At 56.0% G+C, this 16,406-nt stretch carries 16 protein-coding genes; all 16 read right to left on the bottom strand.

Annotation, left to right across the window (positions count from 1 at the left end):
- A partial coding sequence (locus JX325_RS00640; RefSeq protein ID WP_204789247.1) for a hypothetical protein occupies nt 1–188 on the bottom strand: 188 nt, incomplete at its 3' end.
- Between the two features lie 22 nt (nt 189–210).
- Nucleotides 211–1,527, bottom strand: coding sequence for a phage tail tip lysozyme (locus JX325_RS00635; RefSeq protein WP_204789246.1), 1,317 nt, complete (start codon nt 1,525–1,527; stop codon nt 211–213).
- Complete coding sequence (locus JX325_RS00630) at nt 1,521–1,940, bottom strand: hypothetical protein (protein WP_204789245.1); 420 nt, start codon at nt 1,938–1,940, stop codon at nt 1,521–1,523. Before JX325_RS00630 ends, JX325_RS00635 begins: the two co-directional genes overlap by 7 nt.
- 14 nt (nt 1,941–1,954) lie before the next feature.
- Nucleotides 1,955–2,302, bottom strand: coding sequence for a hypothetical protein (locus JX325_RS00625; protein WP_160573401.1), 348 nt, complete (start codon nt 2,300–2,302; stop codon nt 1,955–1,957).
- 62 nt (nt 2,303–2,364) lie between these two features.
- Complete coding sequence (locus JX325_RS00620; protein ID WP_204789244.1) at nt 2,365–2,850, bottom strand: hypothetical protein; 486 nt, start codon at nt 2,848–2,850, stop codon at nt 2,365–2,367.
- A 481-nt stretch (nt 2,851–3,331) separates the two neighbouring features.
- Complete coding sequence (locus JX325_RS17735) at nt 3,332–5,194, bottom strand: DUF6273 domain-containing protein (RefSeq protein WP_243413846.1); 1,863 nt, start codon at nt 5,192–5,194, stop codon at nt 3,332–3,334.
- 5 nt (nt 5,195–5,199) lie between these two features.
- On the bottom strand, nt 5,200–6,060 hold the full coding sequence (locus JX325_RS00615; protein WP_204789243.1) for an RNA-directed DNA polymerase: 861 nt from the start codon (nt 6,058–6,060) through the stop codon (nt 5,200–5,202).
- 1,073 nt (nt 6,061–7,133) lie between these two features.
- A complete protein-coding gene (locus tag JX325_RS00610) occupies nt 7,134–7,865 on the bottom strand; it encodes a hypothetical protein (protein ID WP_204789242.1) in 732 nt (243 codons plus the stop codon).
- Nucleotides 7,862–8,884, bottom strand: coding sequence for a phage tail protein I (locus JX325_RS00605; RefSeq protein ID WP_204789241.1), 1,023 nt, complete (start codon nt 8,882–8,884; stop codon nt 7,862–7,864). Before JX325_RS00605 ends, JX325_RS00610 begins: the two co-directional genes overlap by 4 nt.
- Entirely contained in the window at nt 8,877–10,019 is a 1,143-nt protein-coding gene (locus JX325_RS00600; protein ID WP_204789240.1) for a baseplate J/gp47 family protein, read from the bottom strand. The genes JX325_RS00605 and JX325_RS00600 overlap by 8 nt, the downstream gene beginning before the upstream one ends.
- Nucleotides 10,016–10,342 (bottom strand): hypothetical protein, encoded by a 327-nt coding sequence (locus tag JX325_RS00595; protein WP_204789239.1) that lies wholly within the window; start codon nt 10,340–10,342, stop codon nt 10,016–10,018. The genes JX325_RS00600 and JX325_RS00595 overlap by 4 nt, the downstream gene beginning before the upstream one ends.
- Before the next feature lie 5 nt (nt 10,343–10,347).
- Complete coding sequence (locus JX325_RS00590) at nt 10,348–10,749, bottom strand: phage tail protein (protein WP_204789238.1); 402 nt, start codon at nt 10,747–10,749, stop codon at nt 10,348–10,350.
- Nucleotides 10,750–10,752: 3 nt separating this feature from the next.
- Complete coding sequence (locus JX325_RS00585; protein ID WP_204789237.1) at nt 10,753–11,115, bottom strand: hypothetical protein; 363 nt, start codon at nt 11,113–11,115, stop codon at nt 10,753–10,755.
- A complete protein-coding gene (locus tag JX325_RS00580; protein WP_243413845.1) occupies nt 11,115–12,317 on the bottom strand; it encodes a LysM peptidoglycan-binding domain-containing protein in 1,203 nt (400 codons plus the stop codon). The genes JX325_RS00585 and JX325_RS00580 overlap by 1 nt, the downstream gene beginning before the upstream one ends.
- A gap of 167 nt (nt 12,318–12,484) precedes the next feature.
- Nucleotides 12,485–12,700, bottom strand: coding sequence for a tail protein X (locus JX325_RS00575; RefSeq protein WP_204789235.1), 216 nt, complete (start codon nt 12,698–12,700; stop codon nt 12,485–12,487).
- Nucleotides 12,693–16,049, bottom strand: coding sequence for a phage tail tape measure protein (locus tag JX325_RS00570; RefSeq protein ID WP_204789234.1), 3,357 nt, complete (start codon nt 16,047–16,049; stop codon nt 12,693–12,695). The genes JX325_RS00575 and JX325_RS00570 overlap by 8 nt, the downstream gene beginning before the upstream one ends.
- Nucleotides 16,050–16,406: the final 357 nt, after the last annotated feature.

Genomic DNA, 16,406 nt, shown 5'->3' with positions numbered 1-16,406 from the left:
ATTTTTGCCGGGCCGCTGTCCTGCTTGCGGAACTCCCGCGCCCAGACAACGAACTTGTCAGCCCACGCGGCCAGCTGCCGCAGTTTGTCCGCAACGCTTTTGGGCACGTTCGGAAAAATGAACTTGCCCAGCAGGAAGCCGCCGATCGAGATCAGCAGAAGCACCGCGTTAAAAATAATGTTTTCCATGATCTTTCCGTCCTTTCAAAAATCAGATTTTCTTACAGAAGTCCAGGGAGATCCAGCCCGCGCCGGACTTCAATTTTCCCCACGCGGAAGCGCCGGGGCCGCTGCGTACCTCCACAATGGTATAAACGCCCGGCTTTATGTACCCCTTGCGGGCCGTGTTCGTGCCCGGCCCCGTCCTGATATTCAGATCTGCCGCCGAAACGCGGACTTTGAACGGAACAGCCCACGCTTCCGGTGTCTGCGGTTTCGTGGCCGGGGTCTGCCCTGCATCAGCCGCGCCCAGCCGCTTGTTTACCTGGGCCGCAATGTCCCCCATTCGGCTATAGAGGTATTCTCCAGGGCACGCCTTGTTTGCATAGTCCCGGTGTACGGTCAGGTTGCACCCGTTCTTGTGGTTCACGCGGTCAGCCTTTTGGGTTGACCATACCAGTTTTCCGATCCCGTTCCGCCTGCAAATGTCCGCCACAAGGTCAATCAGGGCCGCATATGCCTGATCGGTCACGGCGTAAGGGTGTACGGTATCGCTGGCAACCTCGATCGTAACGGCGCGGTTGTCGTTCGCCGCGCTGGAACTGCACCAGCTGCGGTTTGCTTCCTCCACGCACAGCCCGATCTTTCCGTCCTTTGCCACAACGTAGTTGCAGGACGCTTGCCGCGCTGTGTTCTGGAATACCTCACAGCCCCTTTCCACGGTCACTTGCCCGACAAAGCAATGGATCGTGATCGTGTCGATCTTGTTCTTTCNCGNTTTATTGCAGTTTGGGGACAGCTTGGTATAGGCCACAAGGGCGCTGTTTGTGTATCCCACTTTGTTTCCCGCTCCCTTCTTTCCGTATTTGTCAAAGTATCCCTGCCCATAGGCGGCCCGGCGGGCCAGCGCTTCCGCACTTTGGTTCGCCGGGCGCTCAAATTTCAGCATGACGGCATCAGAAGCCGCCCGGACTGTCTGGGCCGTTTTCAGCGTGTTATACACCGCCGCAAAACTTTCCCGCAGTTCTTTGACCAAAAAGGCCAGCTGCGTTTCCAGATCGCCCACAGACTTCCCCGCCGCCCGCGCATAGGCCAGAAGGGCCGCTTTGCGCGTGCTGTACGTCCACTGGGCCAGCCCATACCCGGCCTTGTCCCCCGCAAAATTTGTATAAGCGCCGCTGTCCACCGCCGCCGTGTATTCGGCATCGGTATAGCCCAGCTTCTTTTCATAGGTATTTTGCAGGTTCTGCGGATTCAGCCCGCTTTCCGCGTACAGATTGCCCATAAGCCCGGCAACGCCGCAAGCGTTGAAGCCTGCGGCGGTCAGGTAGTTCCAGATCCTTTCTTNATTGGTGTTCCCGGTCAGCATTGGTTGTTCTCCCTTTCTTCACGGGCCGCCCGTTCCGCTTCCCGTGCATCCTGCCGCGCCCAGCGCCGATCCTGGCGGCGTTCCTTTGTGGTCTTGATCCAGCCCATTACCCCACCTTCCAGGCCGCACGCGCCGAAAACGCATTGTACCAGCGTGTCCGGTATGCTGTCCTTTTTGATGAAGATAACCACCAGTGCCACGATGAAGCACAGCAGGAATACGCCCAGCACGATCAGGATTTTATCCATAGCGCCCATGCGCTTCCCCACCGTGGCGGGCGGCTTGTCCTTCTTCTGCTGCTTCCTGCCGCCCGCCTGGGCCGCTTTCAGTTTTAGCGCCATACAAACCAGCAGGCACGCCATAACGCCGCCGAAAAAGCACAGCGCCGCCGTCATAGGGGCCGTAAGTTCCATTGCCGCCGCCCCCCCTACGAAATGCCGATCCGGGACATGATGAAGACAACCACGCCGCCCAGCACGGCGGAAAGAACATATTTTACAGCCGTGCGCCACATATCGCCGTCTTTGTCTTCCAGCTTCTTCACGCGCTCCCCGATCGCGGCCTGTTCCTTTATGGTGTTGTCCACGCTGGTTTTCAGCGCCTGGATCGTGCCTGTCAGGGTTGTAAGCTGCTGTACAACAATCTGGTTCACTGTGTTTTCCAGCTGTTCAAGCCGCCTGTTCTGCCGCGTATTTTCATCTTCCAGCCGCTTGTTTTCTGCGGTCATGCGCCGGGCAAATTCTTCATGCTCTGCCCGTGTCAAGTTCCCTTCCATTCGGTTTTTGCCCTCCTTCCGGCGGTTCCGCCCGCAAGGGAAGCCGCTGCGGGCGGCTCCCGTTACTTTCCTTTGATGAAGTCATAATAAATGCTTTTCAGAGAATAAAGCGCAGGCAACGGCGTTTTCACGTCCGGTTCCCCCGGCGGCATCAGGGACATTTCATAAAACCAGATGCACCAGCGGGCCGTATCTTCCGCCCAGATCGCAAACGGCATCAGCAGGAACCACAGCAGGCCGAACGCTGGACAAATCTGCCCCAGCACATTCCCTGGAAGCCCGCTATAGTCCCACACGTCCAGGCCCAGCCACAGGTTAAGGATGCACCCGGAAGCAAATTCCACGGCCAGCACAACCGCCGCCCCGGCTGCCGCCTGTAGGGCAACCGGAGCGTTGTAAAACCTGGGGGCCTGGTTCAACGCGCCCACAAGCACGCCGCACAGGCCCCCTACGATAAACATAGACGGATGACTATAGCCGCGCCACAGCGTTTCCAGGGCCACGTATGCGGCCCCCAGAAGCGCCCACAGGGTAATTACACGCTTCATACCGCGCCGCCCCCTTCCTGCATGATCTGGGCCATACTGGCGGCCAGATCAGCGGGCAGTTCCGCGCCGTACTCAATGGCGGCCAGTTCATCCAGCCCCGCCCGCNCAATCCATGCGTTGACGTGGTTGCAGTATGTGCGGTGGTAGAAAACGTGTGCCGTGGCCGCCTGGGCCAGCGCCGAAAATTCCGCCGCCGTGTACATTCTGCAAAGTTCCCCGTCCGCATGGTAGGGGACAGCCGCCGCCCCTGCCGCAACGGCGGCGTTCTGGGCCATCAGCTCCGTTTGATCGTGTTCGGTCAGGCTGTAGCGTGCGCCGCCCACTTCAACCCCGGCGTAAATGGCGGCGGAACAGGCCGCGCCGATCTGCTGCTTCACTACGGCCCGCACCTGTTCCACGTTGTTCCAGTCTTTAGGCGGCGTGAGCCCCTGCTGTTTCAGCCGCAGTTCCCGCACGCTGTCTTTTCTGTGCTGCAAACTCATTATTGAAAACCTCCCTGGGCAGAAGAAATATAGCCGCCCTCACCGCTGGCCCCGCGCTCCACTTCGATCNTGAAGTTGAACGCAANGCCATTTGTTGCCGTGGCGTTCTGGAAAACGTGGTTTGCGCCCGCCCGGACTTCCGCCGTACAGTCTTCCCACACGGGGGCCGCGTCCTTTGCGTTGTTCGTTACCTTCACGCTGTATTCTGCATCGGCGGGGATCTGCCCGATCACGGACATAACGCAAATTTCAATTTTCGCGTCTGCGTCCAGCGGTTCCGCCAGCGTGATAGAAGCGGCGTGGATCTCTTTTGTGAAAACCAGCGTGTGAACCGTGCTGCCCNNGCCGTCACTGGNCGTNANGGTCATGGTATGCCGTCCGTTCAGCACGCACATAAAATATTCCCCGGTTACGGCAAAGCTGTTGTTTGCGCCCGGCTCCGGCGTGTATGTGCGCTTCGTCACGCCGTCAATAGCTTCCGTTACGGTCATGCTGTCCCCGTCCGGGTCTTCCACGCTGTAGGACACGGAAAAGCCGCCGTTTTTCGTCCNCAGGTCAGCGCCGCTCCCCTGGGAACAGGTGATCACGGGCGCAATATTATTGTTCACGGGGCGGCTTTGGGACGTGGCATAGCCGCCGTATGCGTTGTGGCTGTCATAGGCCCGCACCCGGTAGCACACGCTGGCCCAGCCCCGCGTTNCCGTGTCCGTGTAACTCAAATTGCTGCCCCGGTATACTTCCGTCCAGGTGTCCCCGCCGTCCACCTGGCGTTCCAGGCTGTACCCGGCAAGATCCCCGTCAACGTCCGTGGCCGCGCCCCATGTGATTGTCAGCGGCTTTCCGCCTAAAACCTCATTGGGGATCGTGATGCTGGCCGGGATACCGGGGGCGTTGTTGTTAATTACTGTGATCTGGCCGCTGGTTCTGTACCCGCTGTAAATCCCTTCGCTGTCGTAAGCCTTTACTCGGTACATAACCGTTTCCGTCCCTGCCGGGACGGTATTTGTGGTGCTGGTTCCGCTGCCCTGGTATACCTGCGTCCACTGTCCGCCGCCGTTGGTGCTGCGTTCTACCACATACCCTTCCAGATTTTTTTCCGCGTCCGTGGATGCGCCCCAGCTTACCGTAATCGTGCTTCCGCCCTGGATATTCCCCGGTACGTTGATGCTTCCGGGCGTAGTCGGGGCCGTGTTCGTGTTGATCGTGCCATCGTCAGAGGTCAAGAGGTTAGAGGGCAGGATCAAAGCGGGCCGCAGATAACGCCCGGAATAGGAACAGAGGCCGTAGTCGTTGGCACTGCCAGTGGAACCGACGACCCAGGCGCCGGCAGAGCTGCTCAGGTACGGAGAGCGCAACCACCAAAGCACGGCGTTTCCGTTGAACTTTGCGATCTTCTCACTGGTTCCGTTTCCGTCCTGGAAGTAGGCCAGTTTTGCGCCATCGTCGCAAATGTACTGGTTGATGTTGGATTTTGTGTAGCCCACTTCCCGATCGGACAGCAGGAAAATTTTTGTGGAAAGCCCGTTGGCCCCGCTGTTCACTGTCCCGCTCGTTCCGCTGCCGGGCCGATAGGGGATCTTTACCTGTTTGATCTGGGCCTGTATGTCTTTGTCAAACTTGGAAAGAACCGTGCTGTTAAGATAGCTGTTTACCTCGCTGTTTGCGTAGTCGTTCACGTCCGAACTGTGCCAGCGCTTGGCTTCCAGGCAGTCTTTCATCAACAACCATACGCCGTCACAGCTTGCGTCATAGAGCGTGGACGGGCGGCCCTGGTGAACCACCAGAAATTCCCGCATAGCGCCGTTAAATTTCAGCTTAACAACGCTTCCCACAGCCTTTTGACCTAATGCCACGCTTGCCATAGGGTTTATTCCTCCTTTTTGCTCCTTTGGCCGGGCTTCTTCCGGCCCTGCCGCCGCAGTTTTTTAACCATCTTCCGGGCATCGTCANATTTTNACTTGCGGATCTTCCTGCGGGCGGTCAGCCGCCCGCCGNTTATGGCGGATACTTCCGCCGCCATCTTCTGCCGCAATGCGTAGGTGTCCCCGTGGGCCGCGTGTGCGTCCCACGCTTTCCAGCATACCACGATCTTTTCCCGGCTGATTTTCCCCGCCGGAAAGTCTTCTTTCCAGCCCTTGATCCGGTCTTTCATCCGCCGTATGCTGTCCCGGCGTAGCTTCATGACCACCGCGCCGCCGCTGTCCAAATATGTGTGGAAGCCCAGGAAGTTGATCCCGTTCTTCAATGGGAAAATGGCCGTTTTGCCGTTTAGTTCCAGCTTCAATTCGTCCATCCTTTCCCGGATCTCCACAAGGCATTTTTTCAGATATGCCTTGTCTTCATGGATAATATAAAAATCATCCATATAGCGCCCGTAATAGCGGGCGTGTAGTGTTTCTTTCACCCAATGATCAAATTCATCAAGGTACATAAGCGCCAGCAGTTGTGAAGTCTGATACCCCAGCGGCAACCCGTCCGTGCTGTCAATGTAGGTACACATAAGGGCAAATACCCGATCGTCCGCCACTTTCCGCCGCAACTTTTCTTTCAAAATGTTGTGGTCTATGCTGGCAAAGAAGTGATGCACGTCCGCTTTCAAGATCCAGCCGTCCGCGTAGTCCCACTGTTCCGGCGGGCGCGGCGGCAAGCCTGCGCCCCTGCGTGCGGCTTCGTCATGCCCCTTCCGCTTTTGGAAGTAGTCCTGCATTTGTTCTTTTAATCGGTTCAAGCCTACGTGCATACCCTTCCATACCTGGGAAGCGTAGCTGTCCTGTATGAAGCTGCTGGTTATGGCTTCGTACAGAATGTTATCAACTATGGCGTGCTGTACCACTTTGTCAACGAACGCGGGCGCTTGTACAAGCCTTTTCTTTGGTTCGTATACCGTGNATACCTCAAATTTCCCCGGCTTGTAGGCCCCGCTTAACAGCAGACGGGACAGCCTNGCGGTACAGGCCAGCGCGTTTGCTTCATNCTGGGCGGCCCCTTNTTTTTCGCGTTTGCCCTGCCGGGCGGTCTTATAGGCTGCATATAGCACCTCAAATGAGCAAAGCTGTTCATAGTTCATTCGTTACCCCTGGTAATTCGGAAGCCCGGCGCTTTGCCCGCGCCGGGCTTCCCCTCATTCCTTCCGGCGCTGCTGATAGCTGACGGCTCCAACGGCGGCCAGCGTCAACGCCTTGTGTTTATCCGTCTTCCACGCGCAGAAGTTGGACGGGATACAGTCCCCTTCAGCCGTTCTTCTGGACGTTCCGTGAAGATTGTTTCGTTTGCGGCGTGTACCCCGCGCACGATATTCCGCGCCGCGCCGCGCAGATCGGCAATGATCCCGAAACTCTCACTTTTCGGGAAGCGCGGGCGGCCCGGCTTCTTATCCAGGCGATCCGCCGTTTTCAGCAGAAGTTCCCGCATTCCCTCTATGGTATCCGCCCGTGCAATGGTCTTCATGACCTTTGCCGCGTCCTTCGCGTCTACCTTATCGTCCGCCACGGGCCGCGTTACCTGTAGCGTGTAGCGGTNTAGTTCAACGGCCTTATTGCCCAGCTTAAATTCTGCCATTGCAACCCCTTTCCGGGCAGGCTCCGAAACGGGCCGCCTGGTAGTCTTCCAGGCGGCCCGTGAATGTACAGTGATCCGGGAAAATATGCAGTTCCCCGCGCTCCCCGCTTATCGTCCAGCCGTACAGCGTGATCCCGTCCGCTTCAAGCTGTCCCGCTCCGCAAGGCGGTTCTAATTCCGTGAACAGGTTCCCGATCAAGCAGGACAGTTCCGGCGGCGTAAGATAAAAGCGGATCGTACCCATTAAAATTCCAGCCGCCTTTGTTCCTTGTTCCACACGCCCGTTACAACCAGCTTGGAAAGATCGTCAAAGCTGATTACAAACGGGTTTCCCTTTACTTCCGTGTTATACATCAGTTCGATCAGGGCAAGCCGCCTGTTAATATCGGCGGCGGCGTTCTGGATCGCCTGGTGTGCGTTTTCGTCTGTGTTGTGCGCGTCAATCAGCCCCTGCGCTTCCGTCAGGAACATAGGAAGAATGGTGGTGGTGCAAAGTCCCTTCACGTCCTCGCTGGTCATAAAGGCTTCCGGGGAATAGTCAATAATGACCGTGGCCCCCTCACCAATCGTAATATCCACGGGATACCGCCGCGTGTCCAGCCCCTGTTCAGAATAGGCGCTCACCCACTGGGGATAATCGCCCAGCGTGCCGTAATACAGCATAACTTCCGATCCGTCCAGGTCTTTTGCGAACACGCCGAACTCCCTGATCCAGAATCCCCGATCCAGGCCGCCGTTTAAGTCGCTGCGGTATTCAACCATCATGTGAACCGTGTCCCCGTCATAGGTAGGTTCGGTGGACGTGCCCGCCGCCACAGGCTCCACAAGGTCTTCCAGATCGCCGGGGAACACATCTTCCGGGCAAACGCCCTGACCCATCATAATCCGGGAGATTTTCAGCGGCATCTTTTCCGCAAGGATTTTGGCGATCAGCGCCCGGCCCCGCCGGGGAATGGTGCAACCGTACTGGCTCATAGTCTGATTTCCTCCTTTAGTTCTGGCAGTTTGGTTTCTGTTATCGTGGTGAACGCGCCAAAAGCCCGCGCCCGGCATACCGCCGGAATGGTGGTCAGGAAGTCTTCCAGCGCTGGCAGTTTGGTTTCCATGATAGCCGCGCCCTGTTTTGCGGCGATCGACTGATATACCCTTAATTCGGGCTGTAGCGGGTCATACAGCGGCGGCAAGGCCGTTTCCGATATAGAATGCACCCCCGCCGAAACGCGGCCCAGAATCGGCGGAAACGGCGTTAATTCGGGTTCCGCCAGTGTTGGCAGGGCCGTTTCCATGATATTGTGCATGGCCGCCGAAATGCGGGCCAGAACCGCCGCCGCCGGGAAGTCCGGTTCCAGCGGCGGAAGCCGCGTAACCGCCATACCGTCCCCCAGCACGGGCGTAATGTATAGCTGCATCGGCTCCATAATAGGTTCCAGTTCTGGCAGTTTCGTAATGGCAAGCCCCCGGCCCACAATCGGCGTAACGTATATGGTTTTTTCCATTTGCGTTTCCGTTATGATCGTGTCCAGCCAGCTTNACAGGCGTTTGACGTGCCAGATCCGCCGCTTCAAATCGTCCAGCACTTCCGGCGTTATCCCTCCCGGGAGTGTGATCGTAATGCGGAAGTGATGCGGTTCCCCCTCATAGTCGAACCACTCTTGAACCGTTCCCCCCGGAAAGAACGCCTGAATCGCCGTTTCCACGGCGTATTTTGTCCCCATGTGCTTATGTACTTTCACGCTGTCTTTCAGCGTCTGGCGCTTCACCGCCAGCGGGTCTTCGTAGCTGTACCAGTCAACGTGCATATCATAGGCCAGTATGTCCACCAGTTCTTCCGGTAGTTGGTCGATCCTGGAATAGATCAGCACGTCTTCCATGTGTCCGCTTACGGTCAGCAGTTCCGCCGTCAGGCTTTTTGCCAGCGCGATCATTTTCGGGTCATGCTGTAGGGCCGTGGGAAATATTTGCGTGAAGTCGATCTGGTAAATGTCGTTATTCATCTTCCGTGCCCCCGTTCAGCACCGTTTCCGGCCCTTCCAGCCGCGCAACGGACGTTCCGGGCACAACGGCAAATTCCGGCTGCCGGATCACGGCCCTTTTGATCCCCGCGTCCATCAAAAGACGGTGTAAATAGGACGGGTTAATATCCCGCCCCATTTTCCCGGTCTGCCACTTGACATACGCGGCCACAGCCTTTCTTGCGTCTCCTTCAATGATCGCGCTGCTGGTTTGGCTGTAGCTGGGAAGATATACGGTCACGTCAATATGGAACGGGACTTCCTCCGGCTTCTTCACGATCACTTTGTCAGTCAGCGGCCTAACCTTGCTTGTGTTCAAAGCGTCCTGTATTTCCTGCATGGTTGCTTCTGTTGGCATTTCCCCGCCGTTGATCAGCACCCGTATGTCAACCACCCCCGGTTCCGGTGTCGTGGCCGAAACGTCCGTAATGGCCGTGGAAACGCTCTTGACGTGGTAACTGTAGCCCCCTTCCGGCCCCGCCGTGCTGAAACTTTCCATGCTTTCCCGCAAGCGCTCATAGTAGCTTTGATCGCTTTCCTTGTCCGCGCCGCCCGCCGTCCGCGTGATATTTTCCACCTTCCAAAAGAAGTCGTAAGTATCCATGATTTCTTTGATCTGCCCGGCGGCTATGTTGTTCCCCACAATGCCCGGCGTAAGACATTCACCCAGAATGTCCCCGTAGGCATCCCCGGCGCGGATCTCCAATTCTTCCGTTGTGGAAAAGACGATTTCCCCGTCAAAGTTGATCCGCGTCCCCTGCGGCACGATCACGCTTTGTTCCTGCGGCTCCGAAATGTAGAAGCGGAAAAGGGCGGTTGCCCTTGCTTCCGGCAACCGGAACGTGTCTTTGAACAGTTCCCCCAGGCTGTCCAGGTATTTCCCGTTCGCATAGCGCGGTACGTTCTTTTTTGCGGTTTCGTTGATTATGATCCGCTGCTGAATAACAATGCTGGCGGCCCAGGCAATGAAAAGCCGTTCCGGGGAAGCCGGGTAAACCTTTTTCGTTTTCCCGGTCATTTCCTTGTACATCAATTCAAACAGCGCGATCATGCTGTTTTCTATGGTTTCCGTGTCGGTTTCCACGAATTCAATGTCCGGGTATTCCCGTCTGATCATCCCTTCTTCACCCCCATAATTTCCACCGTTATGTCCATCATCCCTTGAACGTTGCTTGCGTCAACCGTAATTTCCCCCAGGATCGCCCGTGGTTCGTACTGCTCAAACTGATCGTGAATGTTCGCCACAATCTCATTTGCCACCACGTTTACAGGGCGGTGCAAGCGGTCTGTATTCATGCCCAGCCCCCGGATCAGCGTTACAGACTTTAAGTAGCTGTCCAGAATGATTGCGCCGTTTATCAGCACTTCTTCTTCCACCGTCTGCGGGTCAAGGCAAATGTCTTCCAGGATCTTCCCGTTGTTCTTCAAAATCCACGACACGGCTTCTACCTCCTGGCGTATTCTTTCAGTGACAGCGTGGTATTCGCCGCCCAGCAGTTCCCCCGGTTGTCAAAGGTCTTCAATTCTGCGGACATTTTGGTAATGGCCCATTTATAATCACCGTAGACGTGGCCGCCCAGCACCAGCCGTTCTACCGTCCCGCTCCTGATCATAGCCCGCAACCGCTCCACTTCCTGTATCGGGTTCGTGCCCAGGAAGACAGAAAACTTAATGGGCAGGTTGATTGTTTCCGGGTCAGGCCCCAGAAATTCCAGAAGATCCGGCATCATGTGCCGATCGTGTGTGGCGTAGCTTGCGCCCACGTCCCATTGCAGTTTTTCAAACGTCCTTATTGTGTTGCTGGATACGACAAAGGACAGCGAACCAAAACTGCCCAGCTTCCCCACGTTTTACACCTCCCCTACAACGTACCCGTCCCCGCTCCCGTCCGGGCGCATGATGCACAGCACCCACGCCCCCGGTTTCGGGTTCCAGTCCATTACATAGGCTTCATGCTGGTGTGGGCAATGGTCACACGCTATTTTTACCAGATCGTCTTCCTGATCCGGCGGCTGCTTGTTCGGCGCAATGTGGCGGGGCCGGGCAATAAATTTCAGTTCCGAACTTTTCAGCCCGTTTTTGTCCTCGAACTTTACGCGTCCCTTCCGTGTTACCGCGTCAAAAGACTGCACCACGCCGATCCTGATTATCCGTTTCAGCGCGTCCAGTATATCTTTGTCCATTTGCAGGGAAGCGCCGTTTTGTCCCGCCATCAATACCCCTCCAATATCTGCACTAATTCAATGTCGGTGGTATATCCGCCCAATAGCTTGTGTTTGGCGCTCTTTACCCGGTATTTCCGATCAAAGGACTGGAAGCCCCGTAGCTGCACCACCACACCCGCCACAAGCTGCACATCCCCCACCATGGAAAAACTGGCCGTTATTTCCCCTTCGTTCTTTTCCCGCAAGCGCTTTTTTGCAATGCGCATGGCTTCCGCCGTGTCTGCAACCTTTTCATTGATTTCCAGCACTTGCCCCGTTCCCGCGCTGCTGTCCGGCGTGAACGTGTATTCTATCGTTTCTTTCTTTTCGGAATCGGAATAACTGACGTGACAGCTGGTGTATGCCGTATCCTTCATATTCGTAGACAGCCGGAAAGAAAGAATATCGCTGCTTCCGTAAGTAATTGTTTTGATCGGCGGTTTCCCGTCATAGTCCTGCTTGTCGAATATAACCACGGCTAATTCCGTGATTTTCAGTGCTTTCCCTTCTGCGTGGCAAAGCGTCTGTAAAAATCGTATGTCCGATTGCTGCACCTGTTCTTTTTTGGCGTATTTGGGGTTATCGGCGCATAAATACATCAGTTGCAGTCCCGCTTCCCCGGCAATCTGGCCGCCGATCGCCTGTAGTGTCGTATTCTCCCAGCTGCGGCATTTTTTCTGCATCCGCAACGTGGACGTGTACGGAATGGAAGTTCCGCTTAGCGTGGTCTTCATCGGCGGCCCGGCAAGGCTGGCGCTGTCGATCTCGAACGTGCCGCAGTTCAGCACGCCGGAACGCCCGCTGCCGTTCCAGTCCAGTTGCGCAAGCACTACCTGCACCATTTTAACGGACGTGGCCGCCGGGGCGCTCCCCGCGCCGTTTCCGCCGCCGCTGGCGGCGTTTCCGACTCCACCCTGTGTATCTGTACCCCCCGCCGCCTGCACGGCCTGTATGGCTTCTGTAGGCGTTGACGTGGCTTGTCCCCCGGTTGTGATCTTGAACACTTGCCCAGGGTAAATTAAATCCGGGTTCTTGATCCCGTTTTCCTGCACGATCTGCGTATACTTTGACGCGCTGCCCAGGTACTTTGCCGCTATGCCGGAAAGTGTGTCCCCGCGCTGCACGATATAGTCAATGGTTTCTGTTGGCGCTATTTCCCGCTGTACCAGCTTCCCCGTTTCCGGCGGCGCAATCGTGGTTTTTACCTCCACCCATTGACTGTTCCCGCTGTTTACGGCGTTTTCGTATGATAGTTGAAAATCGTCCGCCGCGTCTTCTTCGTTGTCCGTGTAGGTTGCTGACAAAAGGCGGTTTGTCAGGTCTTCCGGCAACGCCCCGCCGATTGCCACAACGCGCAATTCAACCCGCCGCGCAATGCTCATTCAAGAATCCCCCTTTTCCACGGCGGTAACTGCACATCTACGGGATCTTCCGCCGCCGGGATGGTCAGAACCACCCCGGCGGGGAAGATTACAATAGCGGCATGATCGGCGTTTGCCTTAATCAGCTGATCCGTGTATAAGACGCTCCCCATTTGCTCATAGGCGATCTTGTCCCACATATCGCCTTGAATGGTTCTGTATGTCTTACTCATAAACCACCCTTCTTTCGTCTTCCGCGTCCTGCCGCTGCATTTCTCGGATTTCCCGGATCAGCTTCTGGTTGTTTGCTTCCAGCTTCTGTTCCAGATCGTCCGGCTTGTCCCCATTCACAACGATCGTGGGGGAATTGTTTACGGTTATGTTCTGCGTACCGCCGCCGCTGCTGGGGTTCCGTGTGACTTCCGGCGCGGTCTTCACTCCCGCCACGGGGTTTCCCCCGTAGCCGCCCACCTGCACCGCCGCTGGCGCGGCCTTTACCGCTGCGGCGGCCCGGTTGCTGGTTTCCAGGATCTTTTGCGTCCGCTCCGCCGTGTATACGGTCATGCCGGGCGCGTTGGTGATCAGTTCCGGCCCCTTCTCGCCCGCTATAAAGGTGCTGGGCGTTCTGGCCGTGCCCCGTGCGAACGTGGGCAGTTGTGGGATATTCACGCCCTTGCCGCCGACAACTGGCACCCAATCCGGGATCTTGATGCTGTTAAGCCCCGCAATAGCGCCGTTGATAATTCCGATTATGTTGTTGATAACGCCCTTTACAATGCTTGTCAGGGCATCCCACGCGCCGGAAAATACGCTTTTTATCCCCTCCCAGGCTTGCCCCCAGTTGCCGGAAAAAACGCCCGTGATAAACTGGATCAGGCCGGACAGGACGGTTGCAAGGCCGTTCACAACGCCGCCTATGGTGTTGAACACGTTCTGGAAGATCGCCAGCACGGACGGCAAGACGGCTTGAACCGTTGTGAAAATCTGCTGCAAGATCGGCTGTATGATATTCCAGATTGTAGTAAATACGGTTTGCACCACCGGAAGCACGGCGGACAGCACTGCCGTAATGGTGGTTGCCAGAAATTGAACGCCGCTTGCGATTGCCGGAAGGACGGTCGAAACAATAAAACTGAAAATCTGCTGGACAATCGGGAAAACGTTCGTTTGTACAAATGTAATGATCTCGCTGATAACGGGCATGATCCCGGCAATGAATCCGCCGATAACCGGAATAATTCCCGCTATAAAATTCGCTATGGCTTGCACGATCTGCATGATAACCGGGGCCGCCTGCTGTATGCCGCCGACAATTCCCGGTATCACATCGGACACGATCACGCCCAGCACTTGTTCCGCCACTGGTACAACGTGTTCCGTAATAAAGCCTATCAGGCTCCCGATCGCGCTTCCTACGGTCTGGGCGGCCCTTATGAAGCCGTCAAAAACCGCCGTTCCCTTCGTCCCGAAAATGCTTTCTATCTTCTGGCGGGCCGCGTCCATGTTCCCGCCGGAAAATACGTTCTTTATCGCGTTCCCTGCCGCCGTAACGGCTGCAACGATCTTGTCAAAGATTTCAAGGCCCTTGTCCCCGAAAATCCGGCCTACCGTTTCCCGTACCTTGTCAAAGTTCTTCCGCAGAAGCTGGACAACGGTAATAACCGCCGCAACCACGGCCACTATAGGCAGTATCTTCCCGGCTATTCCGCCCATTCCGCCCAGCAGGTTTTTTATGCCGCCCAGCGTTGTAAGCGATTTCCCCAGATTTTTTAATCTGCCGATCAGGCCAATGCTTCCAGCTTTCAGAATTAGGAACTTTCTTCGTAGTGTTTCCAGTACAATTTTTGCCGTGTTTACTCCCAGGCTCATTTCCTGGAAGCCCAGCTTTAGGCCCAATCCGCCCAGCTTCAGCGCGGCCAGCGCTCCAACCACCTTCATGACGGTTTGCGCTAACTGCGGGTTTGCCTGGGCAAATTCAGAAATTTTTGTGACCACTCCGGCCACTTTGTCCGCCACGTTTCCTACGATCGGCAAAAGGTTCTGGCCCAGCACAATTTGCAGGTTGTTTATGCTGTTTTTGGCCTTCGCCATCTTGTTTTCCGTGGTGTCCGCCATAATGCCGAACGCGGTTTCTGTTGNCCCCGCNCTTTTCAGNATATCTTCCACGCTGGCGTTGAAGCCGTCCACCCCGTTTGACAGAATGGACATAGCCGCTTTTCCCGCTTCCGCGCTGCCGAACATATCGGAAATGGTTTTCCCGCTCTTTTGCGCTTCCGTCTGTAGGATATTCAGCACTTCCGCAAGGCTCGATCCGTTTGCCATCAGATCGGAAAAACCGCCGCCCGCAACCTTCCGCAGAATCTTGTCCGCCGTGCTTCCACTCTTGCCCAACTCATTCAGCATGGAGTTAGCGTAGGTGGTTGTTTCGGCTGCGGCAATACCCTTGGAAGTCATTATGGCATAAGTAGCGCCCAGCTGTTCCAGCCCCACATTATAGGCGTTTNNCNTGGGGATAATCTTGCCCATAACGGACGATAATTCCCCCACGCTCACTTTGCCCTTGTTCTGGATCTGGATCAGCATATCGCTGACGGTTCCCACCTTGTCTGCGCTCATTCCATAGGCGTTTAGAATGGTGGTTAATACGTCAAGCGTCTGTGACGTTTCCGCAAATCCCGCCTTTGCCAGTTTCGTACTGTACGAAACAAAGTTGACGGCATCCCCGGTTTTCTGCCCGGCGGAAATAGCATTGTAAACGTCTTCCGCAAGGGCGTTGGCCGCCACGCCCGTTTTATTGGACAGGGCCATAACCTCTTGCGAANTTTTTTCAAGCGGAACTTGCGTGGTGTCCGCTATGGTGTTCACCTTTGCCAGCGCCGTTTCGTATTTCTGGGCCGCCTGGACTGGCCCGGCGTAGATCGCCGCCGCAACTGCGGTATAGGCTCCAACCGTGCCCAGTATCTGCGTTTTGGTTGCAGANATATTTTGCTTGATCTTTTCCTGCTGCTGGTTAAGGCCCTTTAAGCGCTCCTGGGACGCTTGCAAGCGCTCATAGGAATTTTTCAGCCGTTCGTTTGCGCGTTCCAGATCGTCCGTGTTCAATCCGGCTTCCCGCAACTCCTGGGCCAGTTCTTCAAGATATCTTTGCTGTTCTTCTATTTTGGCAGTAGCTTGTTGTATCTGGTTTTGATTCGCTTTGTACTTCTCGTTTAGCCTGCTGTATTCCTTGTTGGTTTCGGAAAGTTCCTTCTGTAGNCGCTTGTATTCCTCTATGTTCCCTTCCGCTTCTGCGGTCTCCATGGCCCGTTGAAGATCGCGCTTTCTTTGGGCCGTCTGGGCCAGTTCGGATTGCAAGCGGTCATGTTCCGCCGTCAGGCGCTGCAATTTCTGCTGGTTCTGCTGAATGGCGGCGTTTGCTTTGTTGTAGCCGTCTATCTTTGATTGCAGGGCGTTGACGTTTTTAACGCTGTCAGACAGCCGCTTTTGCGCCTGTACGGCGGCGTTGAAGGTGCTATGGAAATTTCCGCCCAGGGAAGCAGTCAGTTTGAACAGANGTTCAAAGTTTTTTTGCGCCCCTGCCAATTACTTCCCGCCCCCCTTACTTGTCCTTCTGGGCGGCCTTGTCTTCTTCCTCCACTTCGTTTACGCTTTCTNTCCAGGCGAAAAATTCATGAAGCGGCAAGGCCATCCACTTAAACGGATCGGCATACGTCAGCCGCGCAAGCCTGTATGACTGTTTTCGGAACCAGTTGCCGGGATACTCAATTTTTAGTATCCCACAGCCACTAAAAAATCCCTCGCGGCGTTCTTGATCTTGAGATAATGCCGCAAGGGCAGGCGTGCAATTTCATCCGCGCCGATCCCGGACGCACGGGCCGCAATGCCGCACTGGAACGCGCTNGANNCGGTTGCGTCCAGCACAATAATGTTGCGCTGCTG

The sequence above is a fragment of the Oscillibacter sp. CU971 genome (assembly GCF_905219725.1).
Lineage (GTDB): Bacteria > Bacillota > Clostridia > Oscillospirales > Oscillospiraceae > Oscillibacter.
This window is presented reverse-complemented; position numbering and strand designations above follow the sequence as displayed.